The 17,825-nt window shown below is 62.2% G+C and carries 1 protein-coding gene; it reads right to left on the bottom strand.

Annotation, left to right across the window (positions count from 1 at the left end; all coding sequences use genetic code 11):
• Positions 1-86 precede the first annotated feature (86 nt).
• Complete coding sequence (locus tag AK821_RS07360) at positions 87-17,525, bottom strand: immunoglobulin-like domain-containing protein (protein WP_064389071.1); 17,439 nt, start codon at positions 17,523-17,525, stop codon at positions 87-89.
• Between the last annotated feature and the right edge of the window lie 300 nt (positions 17,526-17,825).

Raw genomic sequence — 17,825 nt, 5'->3', positions numbered from 1 at the left:
TATGCGGGGCGGCGACGCAATCGTCACCGCTCCGGACCGCACAAACGTGACGGCCGCCCCAAATGGGGCGGCCGTTTGTTCACGTATCAGCTGTTGTTGTGGTCGACTTTGATGGTCGGGTCGCTGCCGGCAATCAGGTTATGAATGTTGGCGCTCGACCAGTTGTTGCCTTCCAGTTTGTTCGTCGCGTCCGGGGTCGCCGCAGCGGCGTCGCCGGAGTTGAACTTGCCCGCCGAGCTGACTTGCAGCGACGACGTGCCATCGACCGTGGTGATCTTCAGGAAGTTATCGATGGTGCTGCCGGTTTCGCCCTGCAACAAATCACGCAGGTCGATGCGGTCACCTTCGCTGGCCTTGAAGTCCTTGATCACGTCGTTGCCGGTGTCGCCCGCTTTCCAGACGAAGGTGTCGGCACCCGAACCACCGATCAGTATGTCGTTACCCTGACCGCCGATCAGCGTGTCGTTGCCGGTGCCGCCGAGGAGGATGTCATTGCCTTTGCCGCCATCGAGCCAGTCGTTGCCGCCCGAACCGAAGAGGATGTCATTGCCCGCGCCACCCAACAGCGTGTCGTTACCGTCATGCGCGCCGGAGACATCGAACGCCTGATAGTGCTCGGTGATGTATTGGTGCACATTGCTGGTGGTGACCTTGCTGACGTCGACCCCGGTTTCCTTGGCCACGAACGCCTGCATCGCCTGATAACCCTCGCCGGCAATGCCGTTGAAGCTGACCAGATCGCCGAACAGGATGTCGTTGCCGTCGCCACCGCTGACGGTGTCGTTGCCCGGCATCGTCGCTTCGGTGTGGCCGATGATCGAGTTGGCCAGATCCTTCGGATCGATGTTGGTCTGCGGAGTTTTATCCGAATCGTAAGGTTTCAGATCGTTGAGGCTGACATCGTTGTTCAGTCCGATAGCCTCGACGTTCGACAGACCGTTGAGCAAGGCAAAACCACTGGTCGAGTTGCTGGTCGTTGCCGAGTTGGTGCTGTTACCGGTACCCGCCAGACTAGACAACTCATACGTGCCGTCGCCCTGCGCGTGGATGGTGCCCAGATTAGAGCTGCTCCAGCCCCACCACGAATTGTAGGTTTGCAGGGTCACGGTGCCGGCGCTGTTGATCGTCAATGCGTGGGTATTGTCGATGTAGGTGCTGAAGGTGTCGCCCGGCTTGTAGTTGCTGGTTTTCACCACATCGTCGAGCTTCACGTTGCCGTACAGCGTCGGGTTGGTCTGCTCGCCGCTCTGGTAGTAGGTCGGCTGGCCGTCGGTGATGAAGTACGTGAGGTTCTTCGCCCCGGTGTTGGCCACCGCGTCAGCGCTCTGGAACCAGTTGGCCGTGGTCTTGAACACATCCTCGTAGTTGGTGCCGCCGCCGGAGGCCATCGAGTCCAGTACCGCTTTGAGTTGCGTCAGTGCGTTCGGGTCGTTGAGGTTTACCGACACCGACTTGTTCACCTGGGTATCGAAGTCGACGAGGAAAATGTTCACCGTGCCCGAATTGCTGCCGCCCAGGCTCTGCTTGAGGCTGTTGAACACTGAGGTCAGCGAATCTTTGGCGGCGTTGAGCGACGACGCGCTCATGCTGCCGGAGCTGTCGACCATGAACGCGATGTTGTAATTGGTGCCCGGGACCACGGTCAGGCCACCGATGTCGGCGACGATGATGTCGTTGCCATCGGTGCCGGTGACGGTGTCGTCGCCCGAGGTCGCCACGACCGCGTTGTAGACGGCCGGCACCACGGTGACCGGAATGGTCGCGGTGCTGCTGGCCGAACCGCCGACCTGTTCGGTGGAGGTCGAGGTCACGGTCAGGTTGAACTGGCCGTTGTAGTACGGCGGGGGCGGTACGGGCAGGCGGCCGGGGTTCCGGCCGGGGACGTTGGCGTCGCCGCTGCTGGCGGTGACGGTGAAGGTATGACCCGCGCCATCGCTGAGCACCGAGCCGACCGGTGCGCCGCTGATCTTCACGCTCAGGGTTTCCGAGCCGTCGGTGTCGGTCAGGGGGGTGGTGACTGCCGACAGTTTCCCCGTGGTGCCTTCGGCGCCGGTGTTGAGTTTGTAGCCGTCGTAATAGCCTTCACCGCCGCTGCCGTGCAGATCGGAGACGGTCACGCCCGAATTGATCAGATCCTGCACGCCGGTGTAGATCGGCACGCCGGCGCTGCTCAGGTCGATCGGCGTGCTGCCGTTGACCGACAGGTTGACGTCGTAGCTGCCCGGGCCGCTCTGGTTGTGGTGGTAGATGTCCAGGGTGTAGTAGCCGCTGGTGGTCGGGGTGAACGAGCCATTGATGGCGCCGCCCGCGCCCCAGGTACCCGAAGCCACACTCTTGCCACCGATCGTGAGCAACAAACTGTCACCGGCAATACCGCTGAGGGTGTAGGTCTTGCCGGCTTCCAGATAAATCAGGCCTGACGTCTTCGATGCCGTGCCCGCCGCAACGCTACCGTCGGACTGCACATTGGTGACCGAGCCACTGGAGTTCGGTTTCCCGGCGCCGTCGATGACGTTTTTCAGCGTGGTCGAATCCGCGCCATTGCCGTTGGTGCCCAGGCCCGACAGACCGGTCCAGACTTCCTTGATCAGGCCGGTGGACTTCACGCTGTTGTCGGCCACGCTCACGGTCGGCGCATCCGCCACTGGCGTGATGTCGATTTTCACGGTGCCGGTGTTGCCCAGCAACTGGCCGTCGGTTGGCTGGAACTTGATCTGCGCGTAGTCCGCCTGATTGTTGCCCAGACCGCTGCCGCCGTAACCGTTGACGCCCGACTCGTTGGCATCCGGCAGGAAGCGCAGTTTGCCCGCGTCGATGTCAGCCTTGCTGAAGGTCTGGTTGTTGGCGACGTCTTTCCAGGTCGAGCCGTCCAGATACTGCAGTTTGCCTTCACCCGGCAGCTGGGTGATTTTGATGCCGAGGCTGCTGGCCGGGCTGTCGACGTCGGTCACACCGAAAGTCGACCAGCCAAGTACCAGCGGGGTGTCTTCGGTGCCAGTGACATTGCTCGGTGCAGCAACCGGTGCGTCGTTGACTGCCACCACGTTGACCGTAGTGGTCGCGGTGTTGGAGTAGTTGCCGCCATCGGTCACCGTCACGGTGATGATCCGTGGCACGGTGCTCGGGTTCTCACTGCCGTTGGTGAAGCTGATGTTCTTGATGGCCTGCATGTAGTCGGCCAGTGTCGCGTTGCCCGACAGCGTCAGGGTCACGGTGCCGTTGGTGCTGTTGGCATTGATGGTGATGCCGTTGACGCTGTTGCCGAGGTTCAGCGCATCGCCGTCCTGCCGGTTGGTCAGGACCACGGTGGCGCCCGTCAGCATGGTGCTGTCCGGGTCAGTGATGCTGATGTCGGTGTCGGCAATCGACACGCCCGCGCCCGGGGTGTTTTCGGTGAAGGTCACCTTGTAGTCGGCACCGCTGGCGCCGCTGGAGTTGTTGGCATCCAGGTCGAGCACCGGCGGCGCATCGTTGTCGATGATCGAAGTGCTGACGCTGCCGTTGGTGGCGCTGACCGCGAGGTTTTCGAAGTTGCCGCCCGTGGCCGAATCGATCTTGACCACGAAATTTTCGGTGCCTTCGGTGATCTTGTCGTCGAGGGTAGCGACATTGAACTGCGCACTGCTGGCACCGGCCGGGATCTTCACGGTGTACACGCCGGTGAAGTCCGAACCGTCGGCGGCGGTGCCGCTGTAGACGATTTTCAGGGTCACTTCGGTTTGCGCCGGGTGGTTCAGGCTGACGGTGTAGCTGGCGATCTGGCCTTCGGTCACCGAGCTGCTGCCGGTGATGCTGACGGTGGTCGTGTCGACGGTATCGGTGACGCTGGTCACGGCTGGCGTGTTGCTGGTCACCAGATTTTCGAAGCCGCCGCCGCTGGTGCCGGTGATGCTTGCCTGCACGTTGCCGGCGTCTTTGTAGACGTCATCAGCCGGAGCCGGGACGGTCACGGTGCCGGTGGTTTCGCCAGCCTTGATGGTGATCACCGAGCCGTTGCTCAGGGTCACGGTGACGGGCGAGCCAGCGGCGTTGGTCAGCGTCGCGGTGTAGGTGATCTGGCCACCTTCGGCCACGGTACCGGTCGCGGACAGCGTCAGGTTGGTGGTGTCGACGGTGTCGGTCACGGTGGTGCTGACCGGGGTTTTGTCGGCCACCAGATTTTCGTAGTTACCGCCGCTGACGTTGGTGATCGAGTTGGTCAGTGGAGCATGACCAGTCAATGCGTCGTTTGGCGCAGTGGCGGTTGCGGTGCCGGTGGTCTGGCCAATACCAATGGTGATGGTCTGGCCGTTGGCCAGGGTTACGACCACTGGCGAGCCGGTCACTGGAGCGCCGACAGTCGCGGTGTAGACGACGTTGCCGCCTTCAGCTGCGGTGCCGGTTGCGGTCAGTTTCACCGTGGTGGTGTCGATGGTGTCGGTGACGCTGGTCACGGCTGGCGTTGTGCTGGTGACGAGGTTTTCGAAGCTGCCACCGGTGGCGGTCTTGATCGTTGCCTGAACGTTGCCGGCGTCTTTGTAAACGTCGTCCGCTGGCGCTGCCACGGTGACAGTGCCGGTAGTTTTGCCGGCTTCGATGGTGATCACGGCGCCGTTCGACAGCGTCACGGTGACTGGTGAGCCAGCGGCGTTGGTCAATGTCGCGGTGTAGACGATCGAGCCACCTTCTGCGACCGAGCCAGTAGCGCTCAGCGACAGATTGGTGGTGTCGACGGTGTCGGTGACCGTGGTCGAAACCGGGGTCTTGTCGGCTACGAGATTCTCGTAGTTGCCGCCGGTAACGTTGGTGATTGCGTTGGTCAGTGGAGCATGACCGGTCAGTGCGTCGTTTGGCGCAATGGCAGTTGCGGTGCCCGTGGTTTGGCCAACACCAATGGTGATGGTCTGACCGTTGGCCAGCGTTACAACCACCGGCGAACCTGTCACCGGAGCACCAACGGTCGCGGTGTAGACGACATTGCCGCCCTCTGCCGCTGTAGCTGTTGCCGTCAATTTCACGGTGGTGGTGTCGATGGTATCGGTGACGCTGGTGACGGCTGGCGCTGTACTCGGCACCAGGTTTTCGAAGCTGCCACCGGTGGCGGTGCTGATGGTTGCCTGCACGGTGCCGGCGTCTTTGTAGACGTCGTCAGCCGGTGCTGGAACGGTCACGGTGCCGGTGGTTTTGCCGGCTTCGATGGTGATCACGGCGCCGTTCGACAGGGTGACGGTCACTGGCGAGCCAGCAGCGTTGGTCAATGTCGCGGTGTAGGTGATCTGGCCACCTTCGGCCACGGTACCGGTCGCGGACAGCGACAGATTGGTGGTGTCGACGGTGTCAGTGACGTTGGTCGAAACCGGCGTCTTGTCGGCCACGAGGTTTTCGTAGTTGCCGCCGCTGACGTTGGTGATCGAGTTGGTCAATGGAGCATGGCCAGTCAACGCGTCGTTTGGTGCGGTAGTGGTCGCAGTCCCCGTAGTCTGGCCAACACCAATGGTGATGGTCTGACCGTTGGCCAGGGTCACGACAACCGGCGAACCGGTGACTGGCGCGCCGACTGTCGCGGTGTAGACAACGTTGCCGCCCTCGGCTGCAGTTGTGGTTGCAGTGAGTTTTACGGTGGTGGTGTCGATCGTGTCGGTGACGCTGGTCACGGCCGGAGTCGTGCTCGGCACCAGGTTTTCGAAGTTGCCACCGGTGGCGTTGCTGATCGTGGCCTGCACGGTGCCGGCGTCTTTGTAGACGTCGTCAGCCGGTGCTGGAACGGTCACGGTGCCGGTGGTTTTGCCAGCGTCGATGGTGATTACGGCGCCGTTTGACAAGGTTACGGTCACTGGCGAGCCAGCGGCGTTGGTCAATGTCGCGGTGTAAACGATTGAGCCGCCTTCAGCCACAGAACCGGTCGCACTGAGCGACAGGTTGGTGGTGTCGACAGTGTCGGTCACGGTAGTGCTGACCGGGGTTTTGTCAGCCACGAGATTCTCGTAGTTGCCACCGGTCACGTTTGTGATCGCGTTGGTCAGCGGTGCATGACCGGTCAACGCATCGTTCGGCGCAGTGGTGGTCGCGGTCCCCGTGGTCTGGCCGACACCGATGGTGATGGTCTGACCGTTGGCCAGAGTCACCACAACAGGCGAGCCGGTTACCGGTGCGCCGACGGTTGCGGTGTAGACAACGTTGCCACCTTCAGCCGCCGACTCAGTGGCCGTCAGTTTCACGGTGGTGGTGTCGATCGTGTCGGTGACACTGGTGACCGCTGGAACAGTGCTCGGCACCAGGTTTTCGAAGTTGCCACCGGTGGCGGTGCTGATGGTCGCCTGCACGGTGCCGGCGTCTTTGTAGACGTCGTCGGCCGGGGCTGGAACGGTCACGGTGCCGGTGGTTTTGCCGGCGTCAATGGTGATTACGGCGCCGTTGGACAGCGTCACGGTGACCGGCGAGCCAGCGGCGTTGGTCAGGGTCGCGGTGTAAACGATCGAGCCACCTTCAGCAACCGAACCAGACGCGCTCAGCGACAGATTTGTGGTGTCGACAGTGTCGGTCACGTTGGTGCTGACCGGGGTCTTGTCGGCCACGAGATTTTCGTAGTTACCGCCGGTTACGCCAGTGATCGCGTTGGTCAGCGGCGCGTGGCCGGTCAATGCATCGTTTGGCGCTGCGGTGGTTGCGGTGCCCGTGGTCTGGCCTACACCGATGGTGATTGTTTGACCGTTGGCCAAAGTCACGACAACTGGCGAGCCGGTAACCGGCGCGCCTACGGTAGCGGTGTAGACGACGTTGCCGCCCTCTGCCGCAGTAGCCGTTGCCGTCAGTTTTACGGTGGTGGTGTCGATGGTATCGGTGACGCTGGTGATTGCCGGCGTCGTACTCGGCACCAGATTTTCGAAGTTGCCACCGGTGGCGGTGCTGATCGTGGCCTGTACGGTGCCAGCGTCTTTGTAGACGTCATCGGCTGGCGCTGCAACGGTGACGGTGCCGGTGGTTTTGCCGGCTTCGATGGTGATCACCGCACCATTGCTCAGCGTCACGGTCACTGGTGAACCGGCAGCGTTGGTCAGAGTAGCGGTGTAGACGATCGAACCACCTTCAGCGACCGACCCCGTCGCACTGAGCGTCAGATTGGTGGTATCGACAGTGTCAGTGACGTTGGTCGAAACCGGGGTCTTGTCGGCAACAAGGTTCTCGTAGTTGCCACCGGTCACGCTGGTAATCGCGTTGGTCAGCGGCGCATGGCCGTTCAGCGCATCGTTCGGCGCTGTGGTGGTCGCGGTGCCGGTGGTCTGGCCGACGCCGATGGTGATCGTCTGACCATTGGCCAAGGTTACGACAACCGGCGAGCCGGTGACTGGAGCGCCGACAGTGGCGGTGTAGGTGACGTTGCCACCCTCAGCGGTCGACTCGGTGGCGGTGAGTTTTACGGTGGTGGTGTCGATGGTGTCGGTGACATTGGTTACGGCCGGCACGGGGCTTGGCACCAGGTTCTCGAAGTTGCCACCGGTCGCGGTCGAAATGGTTGCTTCGACTTTGCCTGCATCTTTGTAAACGTCATCCGCCGGCGCAGCGACGGTGACGGTGCCAGTGGTTTTACCCGCCTCAATGGTGATCACGGCGCCGTTTGACAGGGTCACGGTGACTGGCGAACCAGCGGCGTTGGTCAGGGTTGCGGTGTAGGTGATCTGGCCGCCTTCGTTCACCGAACCGGTGGCGCTCAGCGACAGGTTGGTGGTGTCGACGGTGTCGGTCACGTTGGTGCTGACCGGCGTTTTATCGGCCACGAGACTTTCGTAGTTGCCGCCAGTGACACCCGTGATCGAGTTGGTCAGCGGCGCGTGACCGGTCAGCGCATCGTTCGGTGCGGTGAAGGTCACGGTGCCGGTGGTTTTGCCGACTTCGATGGTGATGTTCTGACCGTTTGACAGGGTGACGACCACAGGCGAACCAGTAACTGGCGCACCCACCGTCGCGGTGTAAGTGACGGTGCCGCCTTCAGCCACGGAGGTATCGGCCGTCAGTTTCACGGTCGAGGTGTCGATGGTGTCAGTCACTTCGGTAACCGCTGGAACAGTGCTTGGCACCAGGTTCTCGAAGTTGCCACCGGTGGCGGTCGAAATGGTTGCTTCGACTTTGCCGGCGTCTTTGTAGACGTCATCGGCTGGCGCTGGAACAGACACGGTGCCGGTGGTTTTACCAGCCTCGATGGTGATCACAGCGCCGTTCGACAAGGTCACGGTGACTGGCGAGCCAGCCGCGTTGGTCAGCGTCGCGGTGTAGATGATCGAGCCGCCTTCGGCCACGGTGCCGGTGGCAGTCAGCGACAGGTTAGTGGTGTCGACGGTATCAGTGACATTGGTCGAAACCGGCGTCTTATCCGCCACCAGATTTTCGAAGTTGCCGCCGCTTACCTCGGTGATCGCATTGGTGATCGGCGCGTGGCCGATCACTGCATCGTTCGGCGCGGTGGTGGTCGCGGTGCCGGTGGTCTGGCCAACACCAATGGTGATGGTTTGACCGTTTGACAGGGTCACGACCACAGGCGAACCGGTCACTGGCGCACCCACCGTTGCGGTGTAAGTGACGGTGCCGCCTTCAGCCACGGAGGTATCGGCCGTCAGTTTCACGGTCGAGGTGTCGATGGTGTCAGTCACGTCGGTAACCGCTGGAACAGTGCTTGGCACCAGGTTCTCGAAGTTGCCACCGGTGGCGGTCGAAATGGTTGCTTCGACTTTGCCGGCGTCTTTGTAGACGTCATCGGCTGGCGCTGGAACAGACACGGTGCCGGTGGTTTTACCGGCCTCGATGGTGATCACAGCGCCGTTCGACAAGGTCACTGTGACTGGCGAACCAGCGGCGTTGGTCAGGGTGGCGGTGTAAACAATCGAGCCGCCTTCGGCCACGGTCCCGGTTGCAGTCAACGACAGGTTAGTGGTGTCGACGGTATCAGTGACATTGGTCGAAACCGGCGTCTTGTCCGCCACCAGATTTTCGAAGTTGCCGCCGCTCACCTCGGTGATCGCATTGGTGATCGGTGCGTGACCGGTCAATGCATCGTTCGGCGCGGTGGTGGTCGCCGTGCCGGTGGTTTGGCCAACGCCGATGGTGATGGTTTGACCGTTAGCCAGGGTCACGACAACAGGCGAACCCGTGACTGGCGCGCCGACAGTGGCGGTGTAAGTCACGCTGCCACCCTCAGCCGCCGATTCGGTCGCGGTGAGCTTGACGGTGGTGGTGTCGATGGTGTCGGTGACGTTGGTCACGGCCGGCACGGTGCTTGGCACCAGATTCTCGAAGTTGCCGCCCGTTGCATCCTTGATCGTCACTTCGACTTTGCTGGCGTCTTTGTAGACGTCATCGGCAGGTGCCGCGACGGTGACCGTGCCGGTGGTTTTGCCGGCGTCGATGGTGATTACCGAACCGTTCGACAGGGTCACGGTCACCGGGGTGCCGGCCGGGTTGGTCAGCGTCGCGGTGTAAACGATCGAACCGCCTTCAGCCACCGAGTCGGTTGCGGTCAGGTTCAGGTTGGTGGTGTCGGTGGTGTCCGACACTGCGGTGTCGGCAGACTTGCCGTCAACCGCGAGTTTTTCGTAGTTGCCACCGGTAGCGCCGTCGATGGTCACGCTCAGCGAGCTGCCGCCGGCCAACGGGCTGTTCGGTGCAACGAAGTTTACGCTGCCGCTGGTTTCACCGACGGCGATGGTGATGGTCTGGCCGTTGGACAGAGTCACGACAACTGGCGAGCCCGTCACGGGTGCAGTCACGGTCGCGGTGTAGACCACGGTTTCGCCTTCGGCGACGTTGGCGGTGGCAGTCAGCGACACGGTTGAGGTGTCGATGGTGTCGTTGACGGTGGTGACCGCTGGTGCAGTGCTGGTGACCAGATTTTCGAAGTCGCCACCGGTTGCGCCCTTGATGGTCGCCTCAACGGTGCCGGCATCTTTGTAGACGTCATCTTTCGGTGCGTCGACGGTAACGGTGCCGATGGTTTCGCCAGCCTTGATGGTAATCACCGAGCCATTGCTCAGAGTCACGGTGACTGGCGAGCCAGCCGCGTTGGTCAACGTCGCGGTGTAGGTGATCTGGCCACCTTCGTCCACGGTGCCAGTCGCGGTCAGCGACAGATTGGTGGTGTCGGTGGTGTCGGTCACGGTGGTGCTGACCGGGGTTTTATCGGCGACGAGGTTTTCGTAGTTGCCGCCGGAAATGCCGGTGATCGAGTTGGTCAGTGGTGCGTGGCCGGTCAATGCGTCGTTCGGCGCAGTGGTGGTGACGGTACCGGTGGTTTTACCGACTTCGATGGTGATGTTCTGACCGTTGGCCAGAGTCACCACGACAGGCGTGCCGGTGACTGGCGCGCCGACGGTGGCGGTGTAAGTGACGGTGCCGCCTTCAGCCACGGAGGTGTCGGCCGTCAGTTTCACGGTCGAGGTGTCGATGGTGTCGGTCACTTCGGTAACCGCAGGCGTGGCGCTCGGAACGAGGTTCTCGAAATTGCCGCCGGTGGCGTCCTTGATGGTCACTTCGACTTTGCCGGCGTCTTTGTAGACGTCATCGGCAGGCGCCGCAACGGTCACGGTGCCAGTGGTTTTGCCGGCTTCGATGGTAATCACCGAACCGTTCGACAGGGTCACGGTGACCGGGGTACCGGCCGGGTTGGTCAGGGTCGCGGTGTAAACAATCGAACCGCCTTCAGCCACGGTGCCGGTCGCGGTCAGCGTCAGATCGGTGGTGTCGACGGTGTCGGTCACGGTGGTGCTGACCGGAGTTTTATCGGCGACGAGGTTTTCGTAATTACCGCCGGAAACGCCAGTGATCGCATTGGTCAGCGGGGTGTGGCCGTTCAATGCGTCGTTCGGCGCAGTGGTGGTGACGGTACCGGTGGTTTTACCGACTTCGATGGTGATGTTCTGACCGTTGGCCAGGGTCACGACAACTGGCGAGCCGGTGACTGGTGCGCCGACGGTGGCGGTGTAAGTGACGGTGCCACCTTCAGCCGCAGATTCGGTGGCGGTCAGTTTGACCGTCGAGGTATCGATGGTATCGGTGACGTCGGTTACGGCCGGCACGGTGCTCGGCACCAGATTTTCGAAGTTGCCGCCCGTAGCGTCCTTGATGGTTACTTCGACTTTACCGGCGTCTTTGTAGACGTCATCGGCAGGCGCCGCGACGGTCACGGTGCCGGTGGTTTTGCCGGCCTCGATGGTGATTACCGAGCCGTTGCTCAGGGTCACGGTCACCGGCGTACCGGCCGGGTTGGTCAGGGTCGCCGTGTAGATGATCGAACCGCCCTCGGCGACCGAATTGGTGGCGCTGAGCGACAGGTCAGTGGTGTCGACGGTGTCGGTGACGGTGGTGGAAACCGGAGTTTTGTCGGCCACCAGGTTTTCGTAGTTGCCGCCGCTGACACCAGTGATCGAATTACCCAGCGAAGCCTGACCGGTCAGCGCATCGTTCGGCGCAGTGAATGTCACGGTGCCAGTGGTTTTGCCGACTTCGATGGTGATGCTCTGGCCGTTGGCCAAGGTCACGACGACTGGCGAACCGGTGACCGGCGCGCCAACCGTGGCGGTGTAAGTGACGGTGCCGCCTTCAGCCACAGTGGTGTCGGCCGTCAGTTTCACGGTCGAGGTGTCGATGGTGTCAGTGACGTCGGTCACGGCTGGCGTGGTGCTCGGAACGAGGTTCTCGAAGTTGCCGCCAGTGGCATCCTTGATGGTCACTTCGACTTTGCCGGCGTCCTTGTAGACGTCATCGGCAGGCGCTGCGACGGTCACGGTACCGGTAGTTTTACCAGCGTCGATGGTGATCACCGAGCCGTTGCTCAACGTCACGGTGACTGGCGTGCCAGCCGGATTGGTCAGCGTTGCGGTGTAAACAATCGAACCACCTTCCGCCACGGTGCCAGTCGCACTCAGCGACAGGTTGGTGGTGTCGACGGTGTCGGTCACCGAGGTCACGGCCGGGGTTTTATCGGCCACGAGATTTTCGTAGTTGCCGCCGCTGGTGCCGTCGATTTTCACGCTCAGCGTGTTGCCGCCGGCCAGTGCATCGTTCGGTGCGGTGAAGTTGACGCTGCCGCTGCTGGCGCCGACCGGGATGGTGATGGTCTGGCCGTTGGATAGGGTCACGACAACCGGCGCGCCGGTGACTGGAGCGGTCACGGCGGCGGTGTAAACCACCACGCCGCCTTCAGTGGTGCTGGCGGTGGCAGTAAGCGACACGGTGCTGTTGTCGATGGTATCGGTCACGTCGGTGACGGCCGGGGTCTTGTCGACCACCAGGTTCTCGAAGTTGCCGCCGGTGGTCTTGGTGATGCTCGCATCGACCTTGCCGGCGTCCTTGTAGACGTCATCGGCAGGCGCTGCGACGGTCGCGGTGCCGGTGGTCGCGCCTTTGGCGATGTTGATTACTGCACCGTTGCTCAGGGTCACGGTCATCGCCGTGCCTGCCGGGTTGGTCAGGCTCGCGGTGTAAATGATCGAGCCGCCCTCGGCGACCGAAGCGGTGGCGCTCAGGCTGATATTGGTGGTATCGACCGTATCGGTGACAGTTGTAACCACTGCCGAACGGTTGGCATCGACCTGTTCGAAGTTGCCGCCGCTATGGCTGGCAATCGCGGTTTGTACTTTGCCGCCATCGACGTACGGGGTATTGGCAGGTGCGGCGAAGTTCACCGAGCCGCTGGTGGCGCCGGCGGCGATGTTGATCACCGCGCCGTTGGCCAGGGTCACGGTCATGGCGGTGCCAGCCGGATTGCTCAGGGTCGCGGTGTAGGTGATCTGGCCACCTTCGCTGACGGTGTCGCTGGCGCTCAGGGTCAGCGTGGTTTTGTCGACGGTGTCGTTGACGGTGGTGCTGACCGGGGTCTTGCTGACGTCGAGTTTCTCGAAGTTGCCGCCAGTCGCATCGGTCATGGTCACGGTGAGCTTGCTGACATCTTTGTAGACGTCATCGCTCGGCGCGGCGATGGTCACCGAGCCGCTGGTTTTGCCAGCCTCGATGGTGATGGTCTGGCCGTTGCTCAGGTTGACGGTGACCGGCGTTTGCGCGGCGTTGGTCAGGGTCGCGGTGTACGTGATCGACGTGCCTTCGAGCACATAGCTTTCAGCGCTGAGAGTCAGGTGCGTAGTGTTGATGGTGTCGGCGACGTTGGTCACCGCTGGCGTCGGATTGGCCACCAGGTTTTCGAAATTGCCGCCGTCGGTGCCCTTGATGGTCACTTCGACTTTGCCGGCGTCTTTGTAGACGTCATCGGCAGGCGCAGGAACGGTCACGGTGCCGGTGGTCTTGCCGGCGTCGATGGTGATGGTCGAACCGTTACTCAGGGTCACGGTCACTGGCGTGCCGGCCGGGTTGGTCAGCGTCGCGGTGTAGACGATCGACCCACCTTCGTTGACGTTGCCGGTGGCGGTCAGCGAAACGGTGGTGGTGTCGACGGTGTCGGTCACGGTGGTGCTGACCGGGGTTTTGTCGGCGACCAGATTTTCGTAGTTGCCACCGGAAACGTTAGTGATCGAGTTGGTCAGCGGAGCGTGGCCGGCCAGTACGTCGTTTGGTGCAGTGGTGGTCACGGTGCCGGTGGTTTTACCGACTTCGATGGTGATGTTCTGGCCGTTGGCCAACGTCACGACGACAGGCGAACCGGTGACTGGCGCGCCGACGGTGGCGGTGTAAGTGACGGTGCCACCCTCAGCGGCGGTTTCGGTCGCGGGCAGCTTTACCGTCGAGGGGTCGAGGGGGTCAGTGACGGCGGTGACGGCTGGCGCGGGGCTCGGCACCAGGTTCTCGAAGGCGCCGCCGGTGGCGTTTTTGATGGTGACTTCGACTTTGCCGGCGTCCTTGTAGACGTCATCGGCAGGGGCAGCGACGGTCACGGTGCCGGTGGTTTTACCGGCTTCAATGGTGATGGCCGAACCGTTCGACAGGGTCACGGTTACCGGGGTGCCGGCCGGGTTGGTCAGGGTTGCGGTGTAAACGATCGAGCCGCCTTCAGCCACGGTGCCGGTGGCGCTGAGCGTCAGGGTGGTGGTGTCGGTAGTGTCAGTCACGGTGGTGCTGACCGGTGTTTTGTCGGCGACGAGATTCTCGTAATTGCCGCCGGTCACATTGGTGATCGAGTTGGTCAGCGGCGCGTGGCCGTTCAGCGCGTCGTTTGGCGCGTTAGTGGTCACGGTGCCGGTGGTTTTACCCACTTCGATGGTGATGTTCTGGCCGTTGGCCAAGGTCACGACCACTGGCGAACCGGTGACTGGCGCGCCGACGGTGGCGGTGTAAGTGACGGTGCCACCCTCAGCGGCGGTTTCGGTCGCGGTCAGTTTTACCGTCGAGGTGTCGAGGGTATCAGTGACGTCGGTGACGGCTGGCACGGTGCTCGGCACCAGATTCTCGAAGTTGCCGCCAGTGGCGTCCTTGATGGTGACTTCAACTTTGCCGGCGTCTTTGTAGACGTCATCGGCAGGCGCCGCAACGGTCACGGTCCCCGTGGTTTTGCCGGCTTCGATGGTGATGACCGAACCGTTCGACAGGGTCACGGTGACTGGCGAGCCAGCGGCGTTGGTCAGGGTCGCGGTGTAAGTAATCTGGCCGCCTTCAGCCACTGTGCCGGTCGCACTCAGTGTCAGGTCGGTGGTGTCAGTGGTGTCAGTAACAGTGGTACTGACCGGGGTTTTGTCGGCGACGAGATCTTCGTAATTGCCGCCGCTCACGCCCGTGATCGCGTTGGTGATCGGCGCGTGGCCGGTCAACGCATCATTCGGTGCTGTGGTGGTCACAGTGCCGGTGGTTTTACCCACTTCGATGGTGATGTTCTGACCATTGGCCAGGGTCACGACCACAGGCGAACCGGTCACCGGAGCGCCAACGGTGGCGGTGTAGGTGACGGTGCCACCTTCAGCCGCACTTTCGGTAGCCGTCAGTTTGACGGTGGTGGTGTCGACGGTATCGGTTACATCGGTGACGGCTGGAACGGTGCTCGGAACGAGGTTCTCGAAGTTACCGCCAGTGGCGTCCTTGATGGTCACTTCGACTTTGCCAGCGTCTTTGTAGACGTCATCGGCAGGCGCCGCAACGGTCACGGTGCCAGTGGTTTTGCCGGCTTCGATAGTGATCACCGAACCGTTCGACAGGGTTACGGTGACAGGCGAACCTGCGGCGTTGGTCAGGGTCGCGGTGTAAGTGATCTGGCCGCCTTCAGCCACAGAGCCGGTCGCGCTCAGCGACAGGTTGGTGGTGTCAGCAACATCGGTAACAGTGGTTGAAACCGGAGTCTTGTCGGCCACCAGATCTTCGTAATTACCACCCGTAACACCGGTGATCGAGTTGGTCAGCGGCGCATTGCCGGTCAACGCGTCATTCGGCGCGGTGGTGGTCACGGTGCCGGTGGTTTTACCGACTTCGATGGTGATGCTCTGGCCGTTGGCCAGGGTTACCACGACAGGCGAACCGGTGACCGGCGCACCGACGGTGGCGGTGTAAGTGACGGTGCCACCTTCAGCGACCGAGGTATCAGCCGTCAGTTTCACGGTCGAGGTGTCGAGGGTGTCGGTCACTTCGGTCACGGCCGGGACAGTGCTCGGCAGCAGATTCTCGAAGTTGCCGCCCGTCGCATCCTTGATCGTGACTTCAACTTTGCCGGCGTCTTTATAGACGTCATCGGCTGGCGCCGGAACGGTCACAGTGCCAGTGGTCCTGCCCGCCTCGATGGTGATCACCGAGCCATTGCTCAGGGTCACGGTCACCGGTGTACCGGCAGGATTGGTCAGGGTCGCGGTGTAAACGATCGAACCACCTTCAGCCACGGTGCCGGTTGCCGTCAGCGACAGGTTGGTATCGTCGATCGAATCGGTGATGGTGGTGGTCGCTGGCGTGGTGTTCGGCACCAGGTTTTCGAAGTTGCCGCCGGTAGCGCCGGTAATCGTGGTGCTGACCGTGCTGCCATTGTTGTAGACGTCGTTGGCCGCGGTCGGCACGTTGACGGAGCCAGTGGTTTTGCCGGCTTCAATGGTGATGGTCGAGCCGTTCGACAGGGTGATCGTCACCGGGGTCTGCGCGGCGTTGGTCAGGGTCGCGGTGTAGGTGATCTGGCCACCTTCGACGACAGTACCGGTAGCGGTCAGGCTCACACTGGTGGTGTCGATCGAATCGGTAACGGTGGTGGTCGCTGGCGTCGTGTTCGGTACCGGGTTCTCAAAGTTGCGGCCGCTGGCGCCGGTGATCGTGGTGCTGACGGTGCCGCCATTGTTGTAGACGTCGTTGGCAGCGGTCGGCACGTTGACGGTGCCGGTGGTCTGGCCCGCGCCGATGGTGATGGTCGAGCCGTTCGACAGGGTGACAGTCACCGGCGTTTGCGCCGGGTTGGTCAGGGTCGCGGTGTAAGCGATCGGGCCACCTTCGGCGACGGTGCCGGTGGCTGTCAGGGTCAGGTTGGTAGCGTCGATCGAATCGGTGATGGTGGTGGCCGCTGGCGTCGGGTTCGGCACCAGGTTTTCGAAGTTGCCGCCAGTCGCACCGGTAATCGTCGTGGTGACGGTGCTGCCATTGTTGTAGACGTCGTTGGCCGGGGTCGGCACGTTGACGGTGCCGGTGGTTTGGCCCGCGCCGATGGTGATGGTCGAGCCGTTCGACAGGGTGACGGTGACCGGGGTTTGCGCCGGGTTGGTCAGCGTTGCGGTGTAAGTGATCTGGCCGCCTTCGGTGACACTCGGCCCCGCCGTCAGGGTGACGGTGGTGGTGTCGATGGTGTCAGTGACCTGGGTCGTGGCCGGGGTGGTCGGCGGCGTCACGGTGATGCCGTTGCCGCCGGTGGTGCCGGTGACGGTCACGTCGATCTGGCTCGGGTCGTTATAAACCGTGTCGTTCGGTGCCAGCGGCACGTTGACGGTGCCGGTGGTGGAACCGGCAGGAATCACGATCACCGCGCCATTGGACAGAGTGATGGTCAGGTCGGTCAGCGGCGCCTGGGTCAGGGTCGCGGTGTAGACCAGCACGCCACCGGCTTCAGTGATGCTCGGCGTAGCGCTAAGGCTCAGGGTCGAATCACGCAGGGCGTTGGTGGTGGTGTCGGTGGTCTGGCCGCCGGTGATGTTTTGCGCGGCTTGACCGGCAGCATTGATGCCTGCAGTCGGGAAGCCAATGGTCGGGTCAACGCGGCCAGCGGTGGCGTCGAGCATCACGAAACTGTGACCGCCACCAGCGGCCCCGCCAGTGCCTGCGGCGCTCGGGCCGGCAGCGGTGGACTCAAGCGCGGTAGTCGGGTCGACACCGGCAGCGATGGCTTGCTGCAGTTCTGCTACAGAAGGGGCGGCCTGCGCGGTGGCCTCAGCCAAGTCAGTGCTGGAGTCGGGGGTGTTGGCGCTCCACTGAGTTTCACGGCCCAGATCGAGGGTGCGGCCATCTGCCAATTCAAGCGACACGGCGCCGGAGAGGCCGGTGTCGATCTGGTCGCCGACAAACAGGCGATCGCCTTCAACGAGTACGCGACGCACGCCCTCTGGGGACACCACGAATACCTGACCGACAATGCTTTTGACGATGGCAACAACACTGCTCATTGAAGACTCTCCGGGGTGTCACGTTCAGTTGACTTCCATGGACCTGAGGGCATGGGCGCCGATTCAGTCTGGACGTACTTTAAAAATTTGCGAAACAAGTTTGACGCATGCTTTCGTCAATATTTTGGCTAGATTCTTTCGCTATTAACTTTATGCCAAACTATTGACCTTCTGGGTGCCATCCTAAACAATCGCCCCACTAATGTCACATTGATATTTCCGCGGCGACCTGTCCTTCAGCGTGTGATCCAGTTCCTGTTTTGAACTTTCCGACATACGGTCAATCTGGTTGCCATCATC

It is taken from the genome of Pseudomonas sp. RIT-PI-r (genome assembly GCF_001297015.1).
Lineage (GTDB): Bacteria > Pseudomonadota > Gammaproteobacteria > Pseudomonadales > Pseudomonadaceae > Aquipseudomonas.
This window is presented reverse-complemented; position numbering and strand designations above follow the sequence as displayed.

Coding starts and splice junctions, on each gene's coding strand:
- AK821_RS07360 (WP_064389071.1), bottom strand. CDS start 17,525: ATGAGCAGTGTTGTTGCCATCGTCAAAAGCATTGTCGGTCAGGTATTC.